General features: G+C 66.5%; 16 protein-coding genes. 9 read left to right on the top strand and 7 right to left on the bottom strand.

Features of this window, described 5'->3' with window-relative positions; translation table 11 throughout:
* From RCJ92_RS06530 to RCJ92_RS06520, 3 genes are all read right to left on the bottom strand, one after another.
* A partial coding sequence (locus RCJ92_RS06530; protein WP_446754089.1) for an SLC13 family permease occupies window positions 1–1,210 on the bottom strand: 1,210 nt, incomplete at its 3' end.
* Window positions 1,207–2,808, bottom strand: coding sequence for a HAMP domain-containing sensor histidine kinase (locus RCJ92_RS06525; RefSeq protein WP_446754088.1), 1,602 nt, complete (start codon window positions 2,806–2,808; stop codon window positions 1,207–1,209). The genes RCJ92_RS06525 and RCJ92_RS06530, both read right to left, overlap by 4 nt.
* A complete protein-coding gene (locus tag RCJ92_RS06520) occupies window positions 2,801–3,157 on the bottom strand; it encodes a hypothetical protein (RefSeq protein ID WP_446754087.1) in 357 nt (118 codons plus the stop codon). The genes RCJ92_RS06525 and RCJ92_RS06520 overlap by 8 nt, the downstream gene beginning before the upstream one ends.
* A 184-nt stretch (window positions 3,158–3,341) precedes the next feature.
* Between RCJ92_RS06520 and RCJ92_RS06515 the strand changes: the two genes are divergently transcribed.
* Window positions 3,342–4,190, top strand: coding sequence for a hypothetical protein (locus RCJ92_RS06515; RefSeq protein WP_446754086.1), 849 nt, complete (start codon window positions 3,342–3,344; stop codon window positions 4,188–4,190).
* Between the two features lie 52 nt (window positions 4,191–4,242).
* On the opposite strand, the gene RCJ92_RS06510 is transcribed toward RCJ92_RS06515, so the two are convergent.
* On the bottom strand, window positions 4,243–5,496 hold the full coding sequence (locus RCJ92_RS06510; protein ID WP_446754085.1) for a serine hydrolase domain-containing protein: 1,254 nt from the start codon (window positions 5,494–5,496) through the stop codon (window positions 4,243–4,245).
* Window positions 5,497–5,887: 391 nt separating this feature from the next.
* Here RCJ92_RS06510 and RCJ92_RS06505 point away from each other — a divergent pair, with 391 nt between their 5' ends.
* From RCJ92_RS06505 to RCJ92_RS06490, 4 genes are all read left to right on the top strand, one after another.
* Window positions 5,888–6,913 carry a 3-oxoacyl-ACP synthase III gene (locus tag RCJ92_RS06505; protein ID WP_175419324.1) on the top strand — a complete coding sequence of 342 codons (1,026 nt, stop codon included), beginning with the start codon at window positions 5,888–5,890 and terminating at the stop codon, window positions 6,911–6,913.
* The gene (locus RCJ92_RS06500; protein ID WP_446754084.1) at window positions 6,907–9,501 is read left to right on the top strand and encodes an alpha/beta fold hydrolase; all 2,595 of its coding nucleotides are present in this window, start codon (window positions 6,907–6,909) and stop codon (window positions 9,499–9,501) included. The genes RCJ92_RS06505 and RCJ92_RS06500 overlap by 7 nt, the downstream gene beginning before the upstream one ends.
* Complete coding sequence (locus tag RCJ92_RS06495) at window positions 9,498–10,517, top strand: NAD-dependent epimerase/dehydratase family protein (protein ID WP_446754083.1); 1,020 nt, start codon at window positions 9,498–9,500, stop codon at window positions 10,515–10,517. Before RCJ92_RS06500 ends, RCJ92_RS06495 begins: the two co-directional genes overlap by 4 nt.
* Window positions 10,518–10,628: 111 nt before the next feature.
* Entirely contained in the window at window positions 10,629–11,285 is a 657-nt protein-coding gene (locus RCJ92_RS06490) for a cyclodeaminase/cyclohydrolase family protein (protein ID WP_446754082.1), read from the top strand.
* Between the two features lie 113 nt (window positions 11,286–11,398).
* Here RCJ92_RS06490 and RCJ92_RS06485 read toward each other — a convergent pair whose 3' ends face one another.
* The 3 genes from RCJ92_RS06485 to RCJ92_RS06475 form a co-directional block, all read right to left on the bottom strand.
* A complete protein-coding gene (locus RCJ92_RS06485) occupies window positions 11,399–13,084 on the bottom strand; it encodes a formate--tetrahydrofolate ligase (protein ID WP_446754081.1) in 1,686 nt (561 codons plus the stop codon).
* A 298-nt stretch (window positions 13,085–13,382) separates the two neighbouring features.
* Window positions 13,383–14,054, bottom strand: a complete 672-nt coding sequence (locus tag RCJ92_RS06480) for a response regulator (protein ID WP_054821038.1) — start codon at window positions 14,052–14,054, stop codon at window positions 13,383–13,385.
* Window positions 14,055–14,069: 15 nt separating this feature from the next.
* The gene (locus RCJ92_RS06475; protein WP_446754080.1) at window positions 14,070–15,677 is read right to left on the bottom strand and encodes a sensor histidine kinase; all 1,608 of its coding nucleotides are present in this window, start codon (window positions 15,675–15,677) and stop codon (window positions 14,070–14,072) included.
* Between the two features lie 203 nt (window positions 15,678–15,880).
* Here RCJ92_RS06475 and RCJ92_RS06470 point away from each other — a divergent pair, with 203 nt between their 5' ends.
* Genes RCJ92_RS06470 through RCJ92_RS06455 form a run of 4 tightly spaced genes read left to right on the top strand, consistent with a single transcriptional unit; the run spans window position 15,881 to window position 19,430 of the window.
* Complete coding sequence (locus RCJ92_RS06470; protein ID WP_446754079.1) at window positions 15,881–16,894, top strand: Bug family tripartite tricarboxylate transporter substrate binding protein; 1,014 nt, start codon at window positions 15,881–15,883, stop codon at window positions 16,892–16,894.
* Window positions 16,891–17,394 carry a tripartite tricarboxylate transporter TctB family protein gene (locus tag RCJ92_RS06465; RefSeq protein ID WP_138173266.1) on the top strand — a complete coding sequence of 168 codons (504 nt, stop codon included), beginning with the start codon at window positions 16,891–16,893 and terminating at the stop codon, window positions 17,392–17,394. The genes RCJ92_RS06470 and RCJ92_RS06465 overlap by 4 nt, the downstream gene beginning before the upstream one ends.
* Complete coding sequence (locus RCJ92_RS06460) at window positions 17,395–19,032, top strand: tripartite tricarboxylate transporter permease (RefSeq protein WP_446754078.1); 1,638 nt, start codon at window positions 17,395–17,397, stop codon at window positions 19,030–19,032. It begins immediately after the preceding gene.
* Window positions 19,029–19,430, top strand: a complete 402-nt coding sequence (locus tag RCJ92_RS06455; RefSeq protein WP_346922266.1) for a universal stress protein — start codon at window positions 19,029–19,031, stop codon at window positions 19,428–19,430. Before RCJ92_RS06460 ends, RCJ92_RS06455 begins: the two co-directional genes overlap by 4 nt.
* Window positions 19,431–19,499: the final 69 nt, after the last annotated feature.

The following is a 19,499-nucleotide window of genomic DNA, read 5'->3' as shown; positions in this document are numbered from 1 at the left end:
CCCATCCAGCGGCCTGGCCCAGGTGCTTGACCGGGGCCAGGGCGCTGTTGGCCAGCCAACCGGCGGCCCCGGTGTTGGCCAGCGCGGTGCCCAGGGTGAGGGTGGCGGCCATGAAGATCAGCATCGCCCACGGCACCGCCTTCAGCGCCTTGGCCAGCGGCACCGATCCGAAGCCCGGGCTGGTCACCAGCAGGGCGCCGAGCAGTGCCACGATCGCGGGGTGCAGCTGGTGCAGCGGTTCGGTGCACCACAGCACCACCACCGCGGCCACCAGCAGGGCCGCCCGGGACTGGGCCACGCTCAGCGGACCGGTCAACGGCACCGGCGAGTTCTGCTGCAGCTGCTCCAGGCTCACCGCCAGCCGGGCCTTGCGGTCCTGGTGGCCGGTGAACATCCACAGGATCAGTTCGGCCGCCAGGTGGGATGAGACGAACGCCAGCGGCAGCCCGTAGAGCAGCCAGGAGGCGAAGGAGAATCCGCTGAACCCGGAGGCCTGCAGGATCTGGCTGGTGATCAGGTGCGCCCCGGCCCCCAGGTAGGAGCCGACCGCGGAAAGCAGGATCACCGAGGGGAAGACCAGGGACAGGGCCAGCACCACCCGCGGCCGGTCGCCCAGCGCCTTGGCCAGGGCCACGAACACCGGGATGGCCAGGGCGGCCCGCCCGGCGGGGGAGGGCATCGCAAAGGCGGTGGCCACCAGCACCCCGGCCACCAGGTGCACCAGCTGGCGCGGGGTGCGCGCCCCGGCCACGATGTAGGCCGCGGCCCGGGTGGCCAGCCCGGTGGCGGTGATCCCGGCGGCGATGACGAACGCGGCCAGCAGCAGCCAGATGGTGTCCTCCCCCAGGGAGGCGAACAGCTCGGCTTCGGGCAGCACCCCCATCAGCACCAGCACCAGGGCGGCGCCCAGCGCCACGTAGGTGTCGGAGACCGGGGAGAAGATCCACAGCCAGATCGCCACCGCGAACACCCCCAGGGTCAGCGCGCCCTGGGCCGGCAGCGCCGTGCCCGGATCCGCCGGCTGCTCGAACACGCTGAGGATGCACCAGGTGATGAACCCGGCCAGCAGCACGGCGGCGATGACCGCGGCCCAACGCTGCCGGCTCCACGCCCGGGCGGTGCGCGCCTCGGGGACCGGCACGGCAGCGGCCGGGGCGGTGCTGTAGCGGAAGCGCTCGGTGCTGTGGGTGCGCTGCCTGGTGCCGGTCATGACTCGGCTCCCAGGGTGCTGGCCATGCAGTCGGCGAAGCGTTCACTGCCGGCGGCGGCCGGGGCCAGGGCGTCGGCGTCGAAGCTGATTCCGAAGCAGGTGCCCTGCCCGGCGCCGGATTCCACCCAGGCGCTGCCCCGGTGGGCTTCGGCGACCGCCTTGACCACCGCCAGGCCCAGGCCCATGCCCGGCTGGCCGCGGTCCGCACCCTGGGTGCGGTAGCTTTCCAGCAGGCTGCGGGCCTGCTCGGCCTCCAGCCCCGCCCCGTGGTCCTGGACCCAGAAGCTGGCGGTGCCGCCGGTGACCGCCGAACCCAGGTGGATGGTGTCCCCCGGACCGGTGAACTGCACGGCGTTGCCGATCAGCTGGCGCAGCGCATCGGTGATGCGCGCCGGATCCAGCCAGGCCTTGGTGGCGGAGGTGGCCTCGATCGCCAGGTGGCGTCCGGCCAGCAGGTCGCTGCCCGAGGCCTGCGCGGCGATCTGGGCGGTCACCTCCCCGACGGACACCCACTGCGGGGCAACGAAACCGGGGTTGGTGCTCTGGGCCAGGATTTCCAGGTCCGCCAGGCACTGGCCCATCTGCCCAATCAGGTCCTGTGCCTGGGCGGCCATGTGGGAGCGCTTGGTGGTGGACAGCTCCCCGCGGGCCAGTTCGCGCACCGCAACGGCCAGGCGGTGCTGCGGTTCGGACAGGTGTGCCCGGGCCTCGGCGATAAAGTGGCGTTGGGCCAGGTGGGATCCCTCCACCCGGTCCAGCATGGCGTTGACCGTCTCGGCCAGCTGCGCCAGGTCATCCCGGCCGTGCACCGGGATGCGGGCCGAGAGGTCCTGGGCGGTGATCTGCTCGGCGGTTTCGCGCACCGCGCGGATCGGGCGCATGATGTGCCGGGCCACCAGCCAGGCGATCCCGGCGGTCAACGCCAGGCCGCCGGCGGCGATGGCCAGCAGCAGCACGGTGTGCCGGTCGGCCTGCTCCTGCGCGGCCCCGGTGAAGTGGGCAACCACCAGGTGCGCCTCGGTGGAAGGGTCGGCGACCGCGGTCCCCTCACCGGTGGCTTCGGCCTTCGCCCAGCGCACCGGCCCATGGCTGGTGTCGTACACGCCGGAGGACTGCGGGTCCTGCACGATGCGCTGCAGCAGGGCGTGGTCCGTGGCCAGGCGGTCCCCGGCCTGGTCCAGTGCGCCCTGGGCGGTGTACACCTGCTGCCCGGCCTCACCGATGATCGCTTCACCGGCCACCGGCTGCTGGCGGGCGACGTAGCGTTCCATCAGCTCATCCATCGAGGTGAACGGCTTGGCGGTCTGCGGGTCCAGACCCTCGGCGGCGAAAGTGCGGAACTCCTGGATCTCCTGGGTAATGCCGGCGTTCGCGGCCTCGGCGATCTGTCCGGACATCACCGAGCGCATGGTGACGGTGACGGCCAGCAGGGTCAGCGCGGTGGTGACCACGATCCAGCCAACGATCCGCCAGCGGGCGGAGACCGCCGAACCCTGGCCCTGGACCGGCTGCTTCGCCGCGGCGGTCTCGGCGCCGCCGTCCGGGGTCTGGCGCAGCGGGTGCCCAGCGGGGGTTTGCGTGTCAATGGTCTTAGTCATCGTCCTCACCGCCCCGGTCATCCGCAACGTCATCGTCGGAATCGGATTCGGCCGTGGGAGTGGTCCCCGGGTTGGCTGAGGGCACCGTGGAAGCCGGCCCCTGCCGGGCCGGCGGCACCGGCTCGGCCTCCCCCGGCGCTTCGGTACCCGGCGCGGAGGTTCCCGGTTTGGGGGTGTCCGGTTCGGGCGTGTCCGGTTTGGGCGTGTCCGGGGCCGGGGAGAGTTCGACAATCACCGGCTCTTGGGGCGGGGTTGGTGGATTGGCGGTGTCGGCCAGCAGCTGGCTGGCCGTCGCCAGACCGGCCGGAACGGCCAGCACGACGAGAATGATAAGTATGCGTCTGATCATGTCCCCAACACTAGAAATCCCTTGTGAGACCGTAATTAGACGTTCGTGAGACTCAGATGACGAGTGCATGAGAGCTTTATGAGAAAAACCGGCGCTGACCTTGCCACTTAAGGTGTCCTTCAGCCTTGCCAAGGGATGCCTGCGGGACGCTGGCCAGCACGGCCCGGGCGTTGCACAATCAGGTATGGGCAACTCTGTGCAATCGTTCTACGGCCGCGATACTCTGCGCTATGTGCGCCTGATGCTGCTGGTCGTTCCGCTGCTGCTGGTGGTGGCCATCATCGTCTACGGCGTCGTGAACCAGCGGATTGAATCATCCATCAGCTCCTACTATTTGGGTCCCGCGCGCGACCTGTTCGTGGCCATGCTGGTCACCACCGGGGTGCTGCTGGTGGTATATAGCGGCCCGCCCCTGGAAGACCTGTCGCTGAACCTGGCCGGGTTCTACGCCATGTTCGTGGCACTGGTGCCCACCAAGCTCGGGCAAACGCTGCAGGAGCTATCGCAGGACGAACGGGTGAAGCTGGTGCTCTCGGTGCGCGTGGCAATCATTGCCATCCTGGTGGTGACCGCAGTTTTCGCGTGGCTCGGCTGGCGCACCAAGCGGTGGCCGCGCCGGGAGTTCATGCACAACCTGCCCACCACCGTGCTGACCCTCATCGGGGTGGTGCTCCTGACCGGATTTCTGGTGCTGCTGACCTGGAGAACGATCGAGGGGGCAGAATTTACCGGGGTGCATGCCTCGGCCGCGGCCTTGATGATCGGCAGCATGGGCATCGCCATCGCCAGCCATGTGGGCCCGGCCCGGCTGTGCCCGGGTGGCGGGGCCGGCGAGCGCAGCTGGCATTACGCGGTGCTCGTGGGGCTGATGGCCGCAGGGCTCATCGCCTGGCCCGTCCTTGAGGCGTTGGGGATCTCCCAGGCGCTGTTCATTGTCGAATGGTTCGAGATCGGGCTGTTCTCATACTTCTGGTACCTGGAATCCCGTCGCCTGTGGCACGAACCGGAACGCACCGCGCCGATCCTCGGCTAAGGGCACCGGCCCGTGCGGGGCCCCCGATCTTGGGATCCGGGCGCCTTTTGGCCTACTGGCCAGGGGCGGTTGCCGGACCGGCGGCCGCGGCTCCGGGTTCCGGGGCGGTCGAGGTTTCCACGAGCAGCGCGGCGGCGATGGCGTCAAAGGCACCGAGCGTGGCGAAGAGCTTGGCCGGTTCCTGCGGCAGCGGCCAACTGGAGAGCTTGACGGCCACGGCTTCGGCCGGACGGTTGATGTAGACCAGCTGGCCGTGGATCCCCATGCACAGGAACACGTCATTGCCCGGGTAGGGGAACCAGAGCTGGTTGCGGTACATGCCGCCGGGCATCCGGTAGTCGCCGGGGCTGGTGGCAAAAGCGTCCCGTGAATCCGGTGCCCCCGCCAGGGTTTCGGCCATCCACGTTGAGGAGAGCACCCGCTGCCCGCTCAGGGAGAGACCGTCGTTCAGCAGCATGGACCCGAAGCGGGCCATGTCCCGCAGGCTGGCGCTGATCCCCCCGTCAAAGGTGCCGGTCCCGAACTGGTCAATGTCAAGGACGGCGTCCGCCTCGGCGCCGATCTTGCCCCAGAGCACCGCGGACATCAGCTGCGCCATGGGTTGTCCGGCGGCGGCCTCGCACACCCAGCCCAGCATGTCGGTTTCGCAGGAACGGTATTCAAAGAATCCACCGTGCGCGGTCTTGCGCTGCAGCGTCTTCAGGAAGGGGTACATTCCCGTGGGCCCCGGTGCGAGGGTGGGGGCCCAGCCAATGGCCTGCTCCAGCAGCCGGATGCCCGAGAGCGCGTCCAGGTAGTTCTCGGAGAAGTTGATGCCCGAACGCATGTCCAGCAGGTGGCGGATCGTCGCCCCGGCGTACCCGGTGCCCTCCAGTTCGGGAAGATAGTCGGTGAGCTGGGCATCGGCATCCAGCGTCCCGGCGTCGCAGAGCGCGCCGGCCACCACCCCGATCAGGGACTTGCTCACCGACATCAGCAGGTGGACCGAGTCTGCGTTCATCTGCCCGAAATACTGTTCGGTGAGCACCTGGCCGCGGTGCAGCAGCATCCACCCGTCGGTGTTGGTCGAGGCCATGACCGCTCCCACGCTGACCGGTGCCTGCCCGGGCACGGTGCCCGGAACCAGCACCGAATCCAGGTCACGGTGCGCGGCCGGCAGCTCGGCCACCGGCCCGGACCCCCGTGCGATGGGCGCGGTGGGCAGGAAGTCGGCCATGTGCTGGAAGGACCAGTGCAGGTTCTGCGGCTGCTTCCAGTTCGTGACGTCCACCATCACGGCATTGCCCTGTTGATCCATGGCGTCCATGGCAGTTCCTTCCCAAGAAAATGTCGCTGTACCCATACCGTGTTGCTCCGATAGTACGACGGAGACTACCACTGCCCAGGTGATTGCCGGGCGCTTCTGCCAGTCCCCCATCAGGCTGGTGCCCAGAACCGTGCCGGGGCCACGCCCATGCACCCACTGCATGGGCGTGTAGCAGTACTGGCCGAAAGGCGGGTGAGTCACACAGAAACCTATGAATGATCCAGATTTTTCCTGCTATTCGCTGAAAACTTCGCTTTCGCTTATGCGCTGGCCCACAGGAAGGAATACGGTAAGAACAGACTATTCTCCGTCGGCGACCCTGCGGAACCGGCGACCATTTTTCGGTGCGGGCCCCAAAGGGTCCGCGTCGGCACGACACGAAGGCTTGATATTGAACGGCAACGCAACGTTTAGGCATCACAACGTGGCCCTTTTGGCCGTCAATAGGGTGCAGGCACCGGTGGTGCTCAGCTCCGCCGAATTCGACGAGCGACTGGCCCCCAGCCTGAAACGTTTGCGACTGTCCAAGAAACTGCTCGAACGCGCCTCCGGGGTGAAGGAACGCCGCTGGTGGTCCGAGGGCACCGGTTTTGACGACGCCGCGGTGGAAGCCGGCGGCAAGGCCATGGCCGAAGCCGGCATCGAGCCGGGGCAAATCGGCCTGCTGATCAACACGTCGGTGACCCGGCGCAACCTGGAACCCTCGGTGGCCTCCAAGATCCACCACGACCTGGGGCTGCCCTCCTCGGCGATGAACTTCGACGTGGCCAACGCCTGCCTCGGGTTCGTCAACGGCATGTCCCTGGCGGCGAACATGATCGACTCCGGACAGATCAAGTACGCGCTGATCGTGGCCGGGGAAGACGCCCAGCCCACCCAGGAAACCACGTTCCAGCGGCTGAATGCGGAAAACTCCACCCGCGAGGACTACCTGCGCGAATTCGCCACCCTCACCCTGGGGTCGGGGGCCGCCGCCGCAGTGGTGGGCCCCGCCGACGAACACCCCGGTGGCCACCGAATCGTGGGCGGGGTCTCCCGGGCCGGCACCCAGCACCACGAATTGTGCGTCGGCGGGCCGGCCGGCATGTACACCGACACCAAGGGGCTGCTGGATAACGGGCTGGACCTGGTGGTCAACGCCTGGCAAGAGGCGCACCAGTCCGGCTGGGATTGGCGTTCAATGGACCGTTACGTCACCCACCAGGTCTCCAAGTCCTACACCAACGCCATCATCAAGGCGGTGGGCCTGATCCGTGACCGGGTGCCGGTCACCTTCCCCAAGTGGGGCAATGTCGGCCCGGCCTCGCTGCCGATGACCCTGTCGCAGGAAGCCGAAACCCTCAAGCCCGGCGACCGCGTGCTGTGCATGGGCGTGGGTTCGGGACTGAACACCACCATGATGGAGCTGGCTTGGTAACTGAGATTTTTCCCGGTGTCGCTGCACGGTACTCGGGCTATCTCGAAGTGCCCTCCACCTCCGCGGTAGATCCGGCCGGCACCACCCACCGGTGGCACCTGCTGGACAACCATGGCGAACTGGAAGAACGCGGAATCAGCCCCGTGGGCACCTTGCTGTGCGTGCACGGCAACCCCACCTGGTCCTACCTGTGGCGCGAGCTGCTCAACCACGTCTCGGCCCACGCCCTGCCCTGGCGGGTGGTCGCAGTGGACCAGCTGGACATGGGCTTCTCCCCGCGCACTGCGGTCCTGCGTCGGTTGGCCGACCGCGTCAACGACCTCGGGAATCTGACCGCTGCCCTGGGCTTGGACGGCCCGGTCATCACGGTGGGACACGACTGGGGCGGCATCATTTCCCTGGGCTGGGCCTTGGAACACCAGCAGCAGCTGGCCGGGGTGGTGTTGACCAACACCGCGGTGCACCCTGCGGGGTTCCAGATGCCTGCCGCGCTGCGCCTTGCCTCCCACCCGGCCGTGCACGGCTGGGGAACCAAGAGCACCGACGCGTTCCTGCGGGTAACCCATTCGCTGGCCCACCCCAAACTGGATCCCGGTACCCGTGAGGCGTTCATGGCACCGTACACCAGCGCCGAGCGGCGCGATGGGGTGGCGAACTTTGTTGCCGACATCCCCTTCGCCCCGGACCACCCCAGCCGCTCCACCCTGGAGACCATTGCCGAATCCCTTCGCACGCTCTTCGTTCCGGCCCTGCTGCTGTGGGGGCCCAAGGACCCGGTCTTCTCCGACCGCTACCTGCGGGACTTGATGTCCCGGCTCCCCCACGCCCAGGTGCACCGCTTCGAAGGCGCGGGACACCTGCTGCCCGAGGACCGCGACATCGCCACCCCCATCTTCGACTGGCTGGACAAGCAGAACCAGCAGGACGGGCCTGCAGGGCGTGCCGAACCGCTGAACGGCTACCGGCCCATGCTGGCCGAACTGGATGCCCGTACGCAGGACGACACCGCGGCGGTGGTGGACGTCAGCCCACCACGCACCCTGTCCTGGTCGGACCTGGGCCACCGGGTGAACACCCTGGCCGCCGGGCTGGCCAGCATTGGGGTCCGCTCGGGCAGCCGGGTCAACCTGCTGGTGCCCCCGGGCATCGAACTGACCTCCCTGATCTACGCCTGCCTGCGGCTGGGCGCGGTGATCGTGGTCGCCGACGCCGGTTTGGGAACCAAGGGGCTGGGCCGGGCCATCCGCGGCGCCGGGCCGGACTACCTGATCGGCATTGAACGCGCCCTGACCGGGGCCCGGGTGCTGGGCTGGCCTGGCACCAAGGTGGCCGTGGATGACCTGCCGACGGCAAAGCTCAAGCTGCTGGGCGTGGCGCGCACGGTGCCAGAGCTGCTGCTCACCGGCGCGGCCGCCAACCCCATCGCCGACGATTTCACGGCCGCTGATCCGGACGCGGACGCCGCGGTGCTCTTCACCTCCGGCTCGACCGGCCCGGCCAAGGGCGTGGTCTACACGCACCGGCAGCTGGCCGCCATGCGCGACACCCTGGCCGAAACCTACGACCTGAAGGCCGGCTCCGCGCTGGTGGCCGGGTTTGCCCCCTTCGCGCTGCTCGGCCCGGCGCTGGGTGCCACCTCGGTCACCCCGGACATGGATGTCACCGCACCGCGCACGCTCACCGCCGCCGCCCTGGCCAATGCCGCCGCGGCGGTCAACGCAAGCACGGTGTTCGCCTCCCCAGCCGCCCTGGCCAACGTGGTGGCCACCAGCGGGCGTCTGGATGCCGGGCAACGCCAGGTCCTGGAGCAGGTCACCCTGATGCTCTCGGCCGGGGCACCGGTGCCCGAGCCCCTGCTGGCCAAGGTTCAACAGCTGGTGCCCCACGCCGGGGTGCACACCCCCTATGGGATGACCGAGGCCCTGCCGGTGACGGACATTGACCTGGACGAGATCCGGGCGGCCGGCAACGGCAATGGCGTCTGTGTCGGCACCCCCGTCGCCGGGGCGCAGATCGCGATCGCTGCCCTGGACGCCTCCGGGAACGCGGCGGATGAGCCCACTACGACCCCGGAGCTCACCGGGGAGATCCTGGTTCGGGCTCCCCACGTCAAGGACCGCTACGACAGGCTCTGGATCACCGAGCAGCAAAGCGTCTCCATCCCCGGATGGCACCGGACCGGGGACGTTGGCCACCTGGATGCCGAGGGACGCCTGTGGGTCGAAGGCCGCCTGGGCCACGTGGTGTGCACCGCCCGCGGGCCGTTGACCCCGGTCGCCGCGGAGCAGGCGGCGGAGTCGGTGCCCGGCGCCGGACGCGCCGCCCTGGTCGGTGTCGGACCGGCCGGCACCCAGGTGGCCGTGGTGGTCATGGAGACCAATCCGCCGGCCAAACGGCCCGGCACGGCGTCCACGGCCCTGGCCAACGAGGTCCGGGAGGCGGTGTCCGCCGCCGGTGTCGAGGTGGCGGCGGTGCTCGTGGTCCCGGATCTTCCCACCGACATCCGGCACAACTCCAAGATTGATCGTGCCGCCCTGGCAGCCTGGGCCGAAAAGACCCTGGCCGGAGGAAGGATCCGCAAACCATGAGCACCCCTGAATCCCCAGCAACACCGCGCCGGGTGCTGGTCACCGGCGCCAGCGGCCTGCTCGGCGGAGCCGTCGCCGAATTGTTGCGCACCAAGGGGCACCATGTTCGCACCTTTCAGCGGCGTGCTTCGAACGGCGCCAAGGATGAAGTCCTGGGATCGCTGACGGACCAGGGAGCGGTCAATCGTGCCGCCAAGGGCATGGACGCGGTCATTCACCTGGCGGCGAAGGTCTCCTTCACCGGGGACTGGGACGAGTTCGTCTCCACGAACATCGTCGGCACCAGGAACCTGTTGCAGGCCGCTCAGGAATCCGGGGGTTCGGATTTCGTCTTCGTCTCCTCCCCCTCGGTAGCGCACTTCGGCGCAGCCCTGGCCGGGGAGTCGGCGGGCACCGCCGACCCGGAACGCGCCCGGGGGTTCTACGCCCGCTCCAAGGCGGCCGCGGAACTGATCGCCCTGTCGGAGGACCAGCCCGAATTCCGGGTGACGGCCATCCGGCCGCACGTTGTCTGGGGCCCGGGTGACACACAGTTGGTCGAGCGTGTCATCCAGCGCGCCAAGGCGGGCCGGCTGCCCCTGCTGGACCAGGGTGCAGCACTGATTGATACCACCTACATCGACAACGCCGCCGCCGCGATCGTGCGAGGGCTGGAACGCATGGATCATGCCCACGGCCGTGCCCTGGTGGTAACCAACGGGGAACCACGCCCGGTTGGAGAACTCATGGCGGGAATCTGCCAGGCTGGCGGCGCACCGGCCCCCAAACTGAACGTGCCGGGCTGGTTGGCCCGCGGCGCGGGATCGGTGATTGAAAAAGCGTGGCTGGCTGCCGGCCGCCGCAACCTGGTGACCGACGAACCTCCAATGACCCGATTCCTGGCCGAGCAGCTGTCCACCGCCCACTGGTTCGATCAACGTCAAACGCACGAAATCCTGGACTGGAAGCCGGAAGTCAGCATCGATGAGGGAATTGAGCGCCTCCGTGCCCACTACAGTGGCTCGCCGGTTGGCTAGCAACGCGATCTTGTAGCCCCACAGCACAGGAGCCGGGGCAGGCCGCAGTTGATTCTCAGCTTCCTTACATTCGGTGCGGCCTGCGGCCCCATGTAGTAGAGACTTGATGCCATGGACAAGCCCGAAGCAGTCACCACCCAGGACTCAACCGTCGAACAGTGGACGGCGGCACTGGCCCAGTCCACCGGTTCGCCCGGTGGCGGCGCCGGTGCCGGATTGATGCTGGCCATTGCCGCCTCCCTGATCTCCATGGTTGCCGGTTACACGGATGCGCAGGAACCGCAGGCCGCCCACGTGCAGAGCATTCGACGCCGTGCCTTGGAGTTGCGGCAGACGGCACTGCGCCTGGCGGACGAAGACGCCTCCGCATCCAAGGCCTTCGGCGCCGCGTTCCACCTGGAGCCTGGAAGAGAACGCGAGACCGCGATCAAGAATGCCAGCATCAACGCTGCCCGGGCCTCGGCGACGCTGGGCAAGCACGCCGTTATGGCCATTGACGACCTTGAATGGCTGGCCCTGAACGGCAACCAGGCGCTGATTTCCGATGTGGTGGTCGCTTTGGGCTCATTGCGCGCCACGCTTGCTGGCGCCCGTACTAATGTCAGCTTCGACCTGGCCAGCTCGACAACCGACGATTCATCGATGGCCGAACTGCGCCGGCAACACCAGGACCTCTTCGCTGCACTGCGTGAATTTGAAGCGGCTATCGAACGCCTCGATATGATCGCCTCCGGGATTGACCGGCGCGCGGCCCCGACCAGAGCCTAGACGTACCCGAAACGAAAATACGGCGGTGCCCGGCGGTGCAACCCCTCCTAGCGTTGCCGGGCTCTACGCGTTGGTCAGTCGTTTCTTCCGGCCAGCTTCCTCGGTAGTCCCCGCTACGACAAACCCACTGCGCGCCCCTGTTCATCGACATCCATGTGCATGGCGGCCGGCACCTTGGGAAGGCCAGGCATGGTTGTGATCGCCCCGGTGATGGCCACAATGAAACCGGCCCCCGTCTTGGGAACGATCTCGCGGACCTGCAACGTGAATCCTTCGGGGGCTCCCAGGAGCGTGGGGTCATCGGAGAACGAATACTGGGTCTTGGCCATGCACACCGGCAGGTCGTCCCAGCCGTTGGCGTGGATCTGCTCGAGCATCCGCCTTGCCTTGGCAGAATACTCAACGCCCACTCCGCCATAGAGCTCGCGCACCAGGGTTAGGATCTTCTCCTCAACCGGTTGCGTCAGCTCGTACAACGGGGAGAAATTGTTCGGTGGTTCAATGGCCCGCAAGACCGCGGCGGCCAGCTCCCCGGCCCCGGCACCGCCGTGGCCCCAGACATCGGCTACGGCGCATTCAATGTTGTTCGCCGCGGCCCATTCGGTGACCACCGCCAATTCCGCTTCGGTATCCGTGGTGAATCGGTTGATGCCGATGACCGGCTGGATACCGAACTTCGAGATGTTCAAGGCATGCCGGGCGAGGTTCGTCAGGCCTGCGCGCACGGCCTCGATGTCTTCTTCACGCAGCTGCTCCAGGGACACTCCCCCGTGCATTTTCAGGGCACGAATGGTGGCCACGATGACGACGGTGTCCGGGTCGCACCCGGCATAGCGGGCCTTGATGTCCATGAACTTCTCGGCGCCCAGGTCGGTGCCGAAGCCGGCCTCGGTCACCACGATGTCGGCCAGCGTACGCGCGGTATTGGTGGCGACCGCCGAGTTGCAGCCATGCGCAATGTTGGCGAATGGCCCGCCATGGATGAGGGCGGGGGTACCGCCTATGGTCTGGACGAGGTTGGGTTTGATCGCCTCCTTGAGCAGCAAGGCCATGGCACCGGCGGCCCCCAGGTCGTCCACGGTGACCGGAGCGTTGTCGCGGGTATAGCCGATGGTCATGCGGCCGAGCCGGGCGCGCAAGTCCTCCAGCCCGGTGGCCAGGCAGAATACCGCCATGACCTCGGAAGCAGCGGTGATCTCGAAACCGGTTTCCCGCGGCATCCCGTCGGCCGGCCCACCAAGGCCGATGACCACGTTGCGCAGCGCCCGGTCGTTCATGTCTACGGCGCGTTTGAAGGTGATGCGCCGCGGATCAATGCCCAGGGAATTTCCCTGGTGCAGGTGGTTGTCGATCAGTGCCATCAACAGGTTGTTCGCGCTGGTGATGGCATGGAAATCCCCGGTGAAATGCAGGTTGATCTCATCCATCGGGAGCACCTGCGACTTGCCGCCGCCGGTGGCCCCACCCTTCATGCCGAAACTCGGGCCCACAGAGGGTTCACGCAGGGCGATCATGGTTTTCGTTCCCGCGGCGGCCAAGGCATCACCCAAGCCCACCACCATGGTGGATTTCCCTTCCCCCGCGGGTGTCGGGGACATGCCGCTGACCAGGACCACCTTTCCCAGACCGGAACCGCGAGCAGTCAGCAGGGCCGGGTCGATCTTGGCCTTGTACCTGCCGTAAGGCTCCACCGCAGTCTCCGGGATCCCGGCCGACCGGGCGATCTGCGAAATTGGCTTGAGCACCGCTCGCGAGGCAATGGCAAGATCACTCATGTCGGTTTCTGGCGTGGAAGTCATCGTGTGCCCCTATCTGGCTTCCCTAGTCGGGGGAAAATGAACCCCAGGGTCCTTGGTTTTCCTCGATTCACCTTCAAGCTACCACTGAGGAGGTCGCGGGCGGTGGGATGTCCCGGCCAAATTCTCATCTACTGAGAACCGCCGGACCATGGGCCGTGATTGGGAAAACCGGGGATTGCGTGTGGTTGGCGCTGAATCCCGGGGCCTTCTGATCCCGGTTGGGCGCATGCCTGCGCCCATCCCCGCCCCCAGCGACTGCTCCGACCGGTGGAAGCGTCATCCCGAATGCAACGGCTTTTCAGGCAGACGCGTATCGTCGTTCCGGGCGGCCCACTCCCCCGTACTTCAGGTTCACCTGCACCAGCCCTTCCTCCGCCAAATACTCCAGGTAGCGGCGGGCGCTGACCCGGGAAATGCCGAGTTGTTCTGCCGTTTCGGTGGCTGAGATCGGCTGCGGCGCCTGCTTGAGGATCTTCTCCACGAGCTCCAGCGTTTCGATGCTGCAGCCCTTGGGCAGTGGCCGGTGTTCCTGCCCCTTTCCCAATCCGAAGAGCCGATTGACGTCCTCCTGCTGCAGCTGCTGATCCGAGGTTTGCAGGGGCGCATAGGAGCTTCGGTAATGCTCAAGCCGTTCATTGAGATCGTCCCGGGAGAACGGCTTCATCAAGTAGTGCACGATTCCCCCGCGCAACGCCCTGCGGACCGTGTCCATTTCCCGGGCGGCGCTGATGACCAGTACGTCCAGGTCGGGTTTGATCGTTCGCAGCTGCTGCAGCAGATCCAGCCCATTGATGTCCGGCAGGTGGATGTCCAGTAGCACCAGTGCCGGGTTCAGTGATTCGACGGCCTTGACGGCCTCGGCCCCGTTATGCGCGACCCCCACCACGGCGAACCCGTCGATGCTGTTCACGAAGCCGGAGTGAACCTTGGCGACCATGAAATCGTCGTCGATCACCAGTACCTTGATCATCTGGCGTGCTGTCCTTTACTTTGCGAGTGTGGCGGTGAAGAGCGCACCGTTGTCGTTCCTGGCCATCACGCGCCCGCCGTGGCGCTGGCAGACCAGGCGGGCCAGCGCCAAGCCAAAACCGCGCCCTCCCGCGGCGTGGTGGTCCTTGGTCGAGAACCCCTGGGCGAAGATCTCCTCAATGACCCCGTCGTCAATTCCGGGGCCGTTATCCGCGACGGTGATGGCTATTTGGGAATCCGTGTCTTCGATGGTGATCTGGATGTGGGCGTCACGAATCTGGGTCACGGCCTCTATTGCATTATCCGTCAAGTTGCCAACCACCGTGGTCAGGTCGCGGGCCAGTGCGTCTTCGCACCGGCTGAGGCGGGATTCCTCGTTCAGTTCCAGCTGGATGCCACGTTCCGAGGCGACGCTGGCCTTGGCGATCAGCAGTGCTGCCACCGTGGGATCCTCAATCGAGGTCGACACGCTGTCGAACAACTGGCTGCGGCTGAGGCTGACCCCTTCAATGAAGCGCTCCACTTCCCCATATTCTTCGAGTTTGATGAGTCCGGAAATCGCATGCAGCTGGTTCGCGAACTCATGGGTTTGGGCGCGCAACATGTCGCTGGTGGCCTTGGTGTTACCCAGTTCCTGTTCCAGGCGGCTTAGCTCCGTGCGGTCGCGGAACGTGGTCACCGATCCCAGATCCCGTTCCCCTCGGCTGATGGGCATGCGGTTGAAGACCAGAACCCGCTCCCCGATCAGGAACTGCCGGTCGGCTTCCTCCTGCTGGGTGAGAAGGGCACGGGTCACCTGCGGGGCGACATTCAGCTCCTCCAATGTGCGCCCCACACAGTCTTCAGGCAGGCGCAGCAGTTCAATGGCCACATCGTTGGCCAGGGTGATCCGGTGGTTGGGGGAAACCGAGATCACGCCCTCCTTCACCCCATGCAGCAGCGCCTCGCGATGTTCAAAGAGCTTGGTGATGTCCCGCGGCTCCATTCCCCTGGTCTGGTGCTTGACCTTTCGGGCCAGCAGGACTGAGCCTCCGGCTCCGAGCAGGATGCACACCAGCAGGGTGAACAGCACGCTGGGCGCGATCTCCCGGAGCAGCTCGGCGGTATTGGGGTAGCTTTGCCCGGCCCCCACCATCCCGATCAGCTTTCCCTCCTCGTTCAGCACCGGGATGTGGGCGATCAGTTCATGCTTCCCGTCATGGACGCGTTCTCCGCGCCACGCGCGGCCCTGGGTCACGGTGCTGTCCGGGGTGAGGATGGAGGAGTTGACTTCATCGGGGTAGCTGGAGGTGATGATCGTGCCCGCAGCGTCGGCGATGGCCACGAAATCCAGGCCCGAGATGCTGCGCGCGGACTCGGCCATGGCAGGCAGGGCCGAACCCATCTCCGGGGCCGCATCGGGCAGGAGCGCGCGCAGCAGGGGATTGGAAGCCAGGGATTCAGCCGCGGACAGGCTTCTGCGGGTTTCGGACTTCTCAAAATTGTTGGTCGCCTGATTCACCGATACGGCGATGACCCCGGTGAGAACGACCCCAATGATCAACAGCTGCATGATCAGGTACTGCCCGGCCAAAGTCAGTTGCCGACCGGGCTTTCGCCCCCTCGCGGCATTGGCCGTTTTCATGTGTCTCGTTCTCCTCTTGCCGCCATTGATGTTGCGGCGTTCTCCACCCTTTAGCGTACCGAAGCGACGCGAGATCGGGATCACATTTTTTGGTTACACAATGAACAATATCTACTCTGCTTACGCAAACGTGACGCGCGGCACCGCGGGCCATAGTGTCTAAAGCACTCGCCCAACAATGAAGGTAGTGAGGCACGAATCCGATGAAAACTCTCAAATCCCTGCGCAAGGTGGCCACCATTGCCGCCGCCGCGGCACTGGCACTGACCGCCACCGGCTGTGGTGTCACCTCCGAGAACTCGTCCGAAGGCCAGTCGGCGGACAGTGGACCGGTGACCGGACTGCGCATCATGGTTCCCAACACCGCCGGCGGCGGTTATGACACCACCGCCCGCGTGGCCGCCAAGGTCATGGATGAGGCGGACATTGCTTCGAACCCCGAGGTCTTCAATCTGGCCGGTGCCGGGGGCACCGTGGGGCTGGCCCGCCTGGTCAATGAAAAGGGCACCGGGGACCTGTCAATGCTGATGGGTCTGGGCGTGGTGGGCGCCAGCTACACCAACGAATCCGATGCGAAGCTGACCGAAACCACCCCGATTGCCAAGCTCATCGAGGAGCCGGGAGCGATCATGGTCTCCAAGGACTCCCCGTACAAGACCATCGACGATTTGGTTCAGGCCTGGAAGAAGGATCCGGGCAAGCTTTCGGTCGGCGGCGGCTCCTCGCCGGGCGGCCCGGACCACCTGCTGCCGATGCAGCTGGCCCAGGCCGTGGGCATTGACCCGAAGAAGGTGAACTTCGTTTCCTACGACGGCGGCGGGGATCTGTTGCCGGCCATCCTGGGCAACAAGCTGGCGTTCGCCGCCTCCGGTGCCGGTGAATACATGCAGCAGATCGAAGAGGGCTCGGTGCGCGTCCTGGCCACCAGCGGCGAAGAGCGCCTGGAGGGCGTGGATGCCCCGACACTCCAGGAGTCCGGCATCGACCTGGTCTTCTCCAACTGGCGCGGCATTGTCGCCCCGCCGGAAATCTCGGACGCCGACAAGCAGAAGTGGATTGACGTCGTCACCAAGATGCACGACTCCGAGCAGTGGAAGGAAGCACTGGAGACCAACGGCTGGAGCGATGCGTTCATGACCGGTGAGGACTTCTCCAGCTTCCTGAGCGAACAGGATGAGCGCGTGGCCAACGTGCTCAAGGCCCTGGGGCTGGCGTGAGCGAAGTAGCCACAACAAGGAAGAAGCGCGTCGAACTGCTGTTCGCCGCGTTTCTTCTCTTGGTGGGAATCCTGGTGTTCGTTGACGCGTCGCAGCTTCATGTGACGTACTCCCAGGCCGACGTGGTCGGGCCCAAGGCCCTGCCCTACGTGGTCTCGGTGATCCTGGTCCTCTCCGCCGTGGCGCTGGCCATCACCGTATGGCGCGGCAACCTCGCCCAGGGCGAGGAAGGCGAAGACGTGGACCTGAGCCAGCCCTCGGACTGGAAAACCCTGCTGCCGCTGATCGGAGTGTTCGTGGTGAACATCCTGCTGATCAACTGGGCCGGCTGGGTCATCTCCGGCACGCTGCTGTTCTTCGGTTCGGCTCTGTGCCTGGGTGCCCGACGCTATGTCCTGACCCTGGTCATCTCCCTGGTCATGGCGCTGGGATCCTTCTATGGTTTCTACCTCGGCCTGGGCATCAAGCTGCCGGCCGGGATCCTGTCGGGGGTGTTGTAGGTGGATACGCTCAGCCTCCTGATGGACGGCTTCGCCGCCGCCCTGACCCCCATCAACCTGCTGTTCGCGTTCGCCGGGGTCATCCTGGGCACCGCGGTCGGTGTACTTCCGGGCATCGGTCCGGCCATGGCGGTGGCGCTGCTGCTGCCGGTCACCTACGGGATGGAGACCTCCAGTGCGCTGATCATGTTCGCCGGCATCTACTACGGCGGCATGTACGGCGGTTCAACCACCTCCATCCTGCTTAACACCCCCGGTGAATCCGCAACGGTGATCACCGCCATCGAGGGGCACAAGATGGCCAAGGCCGGCCGTGCCGCCCAGGCGCTGGCCACCGCAGCCATCGGCTCCTTCGTGGCCGGGACCATCGGCACCGCCCTGCTGGTGACGGTGGCCCCCTTCGTGGTGAAGTTCGCGGTGAGCCTGGGCGCCCCCAGCTACTTCGCGATCATGGTGCTGGCACTGATTACCGTGACCGCGGTCCTGGGTTCCTCCAAGATCCGAGGTTTTGCCTCCCTGGGCCTCGGCCTGGCCATCGGCTTGGTGGGCATGGACCCGGTCTCCGGGCAGAGCAGGCTCACCTTCGGCTTCGCGCCGCTGGTGGACGGGTTGGACATTGTGGTGGTGGCCGTCGCGATCTTCGCGATTGGCGAGGCCCTGTGGATTGCCGCGCACCTGCGCCGCACCCCCACCCGCACCATTCCGGTCGGCGCCCCGTGGATGGGCAAGGAAGACTGGAAGCGGTCCTGGAAGCCGTGGCTGCGCGGCACCGCGTACGGCTTCCCCTTTGGGGCCCTGCCCGCGGGCGGCGCCGAGGTGCCAACCTTCCTGTCCTACGTGACCGAGAAAAAGCTGTCCAAGCACCCCGAGGAGTTTGGCCACGGCGCCATCGAGGGCGTGGCGGGCCCGGAGGCGGCGAACAATGCCTCGGCCGCCGGCACCCTCACCCCGATGCTCGCCCTGGGCCTGCCGACCAACGCCACCGCCGCGGTCATGCTCGCCTTCCTGGTCATGAAGGGCATCCAGCCCGGTCCGCTGCTGTTTGAAAATGAGCCGGCACTGGTGTGGGCGCTGATCGCGAGCCTGTTCATCGGCAACACCCTGTTGCTGCTGATCAACCTGCCGCTGGCCCCGGTCTGGGCGAAGCTGCTGCAGATCCCCCGCCCCTACCTGTATGCCGGGATCCTGTTCTTCGCCACGCTGGGCGCGTTCTCGGTAAACATGCAGACCGCGGACCTGTGGCTGCTGCTGGTCATCGGGCTGCTCGGCTTCGCACTGCGCCGCTTCGGGCTGCCGGTGTTGCCGCTGATCCTAGGTGTCATCATCGGGCCGATGGCCGAGGAACAACTGCGCAAGACCTTCCAGCTCAGTGCCGGTGAAGTTTCCGGGCTGTGGAGCGAGCCGGTGGCGGTGACGATCTACATCATCATTGCCATCCTGCTGCTCCTGCCGGTCATCTTCATGGCAATCCGCCGTTCCCGCGGCGGCTCCTCCGAACTGGCCCAAGGGCTGGCCGGGGGCGGCAACCTCACCGAGGACGAACTCTCGCCCCTGGACCACCAGCACCTGAAGGGCGGAAGCCATGTGGCCGAAAAGAGCCGGCCGCATGGGGAAGATACCAGGAAGGATCACTCATGAGCATCGTGGTCGGATACATCCCTTCCCCGGAAGGAGAGGCGGCACTGCAGCGGGCCATCCTCGAGGCCGAGCGTTCCCAAAGCCGGCTCACCGTCGTCAACGCGTCCAAGGGTGATACCCCCATCGACAACCGGCTGATTGATGCCAAGCAGCATCATGAGCTGGAAGAACGCCTCGCCGCGTCGGGAGTGGACTTCTGGATCGAGCGCTCGCCGGTGGGCTCCGACCCGGCGGACAAGATCCTGGGCGTGGCCCGTGCCCAGCGGGCCGAACTCATTGTCATCGGCATGCGCAAGCGCTCGCCGGTGGGCAAGTTCATCATGGGAAGCACGGCGCAGCGGATCCTGTTGCAGGCCGAATGCCCGGTGCTCTCCCTGAAGGCCGAGTACGCCTGGTAGCCAAGGCACCGGTTCACCGCCCCAATACAAAACTGCCCTGCGGCAACTGGTTCTCCAGTTGCCGCAGGG

Source organism: Glutamicibacter sp. BSL13, assembly GCF_052928425.1.
The sequence above is the reverse complement of the archived record's forward strand: the minus strand, read 5'-3'. Positions and strand labels throughout refer to the sequence as shown.

Excerpts from the sequence above, each read along its gene's own strand:
- RCJ92_RS06525 (WP_446754088.1), bottom strand. The coding sequence starts at position 2,808 with ATGACTAAGACCATTGACACGCAAACCCCCGCTGGGCACCCGCTGCGC.
- RCJ92_RS06520 (WP_446754087.1), bottom strand. The coding sequence starts at position 3,157 with ATGATCAGACGCATACTTATCATTCTCGTCGTGCTGGCCGTTCCGGCC.
- RCJ92_RS06515 (WP_446754086.1), top strand. The coding sequence starts at position 3,342 with ATGGGCAACTCTGTGCAATCGTTCTACGGCCGCGATACTCTGCGCTAT.
- RCJ92_RS06510 (WP_446754085.1), bottom strand. The coding sequence starts at position 5,496 with ATGGACGCCATGGATCAACAGGGCAATGCCGTGATGGTGGACGTCACG.
- RCJ92_RS06495 (WP_446754083.1), top strand. The coding sequence starts at position 9,498 with ATGAGCACCCCTGAATCCCCAGCAACACCGCGCCGGGTGCTGGTCACC.
- RCJ92_RS06490 (WP_446754082.1), top strand. The coding sequence starts at position 10,629 with ATGGACAAGCCCGAAGCAGTCACCACCCAGGACTCAACCGTCGAACAG.
- RCJ92_RS06485 (WP_446754081.1), bottom strand. The coding sequence starts at position 13,084 with ATGACTTCCACGCCAGAAACCGACATGAGTGATCTTGCCATTGCCTCG.
- RCJ92_RS06480 (WP_054821038.1), bottom strand. The coding sequence starts at position 14,054 with ATGATCAAGGTACTGGTGATCGACGACGATTTCATGGTCGCCAAGGTT.
- RCJ92_RS06475 (WP_446754080.1), bottom strand. The coding sequence starts at position 15,677 with ATGAAAACGGCCAATGCCGCGAGGGGGCGAAAGCCCGGTCGGCAACTG.
- RCJ92_RS06470 (WP_446754079.1), top strand. The coding sequence starts at position 15,881 with ATGAAAACTCTCAAATCCCTGCGCAAGGTGGCCACCATTGCCGCCGCC.
- RCJ92_RS06455 (WP_346922266.1), top strand. The coding sequence starts at position 19,029 with ATGAGCATCGTGGTCGGATACATCCCTTCCCCGGAAGGAGAGGCGGCA.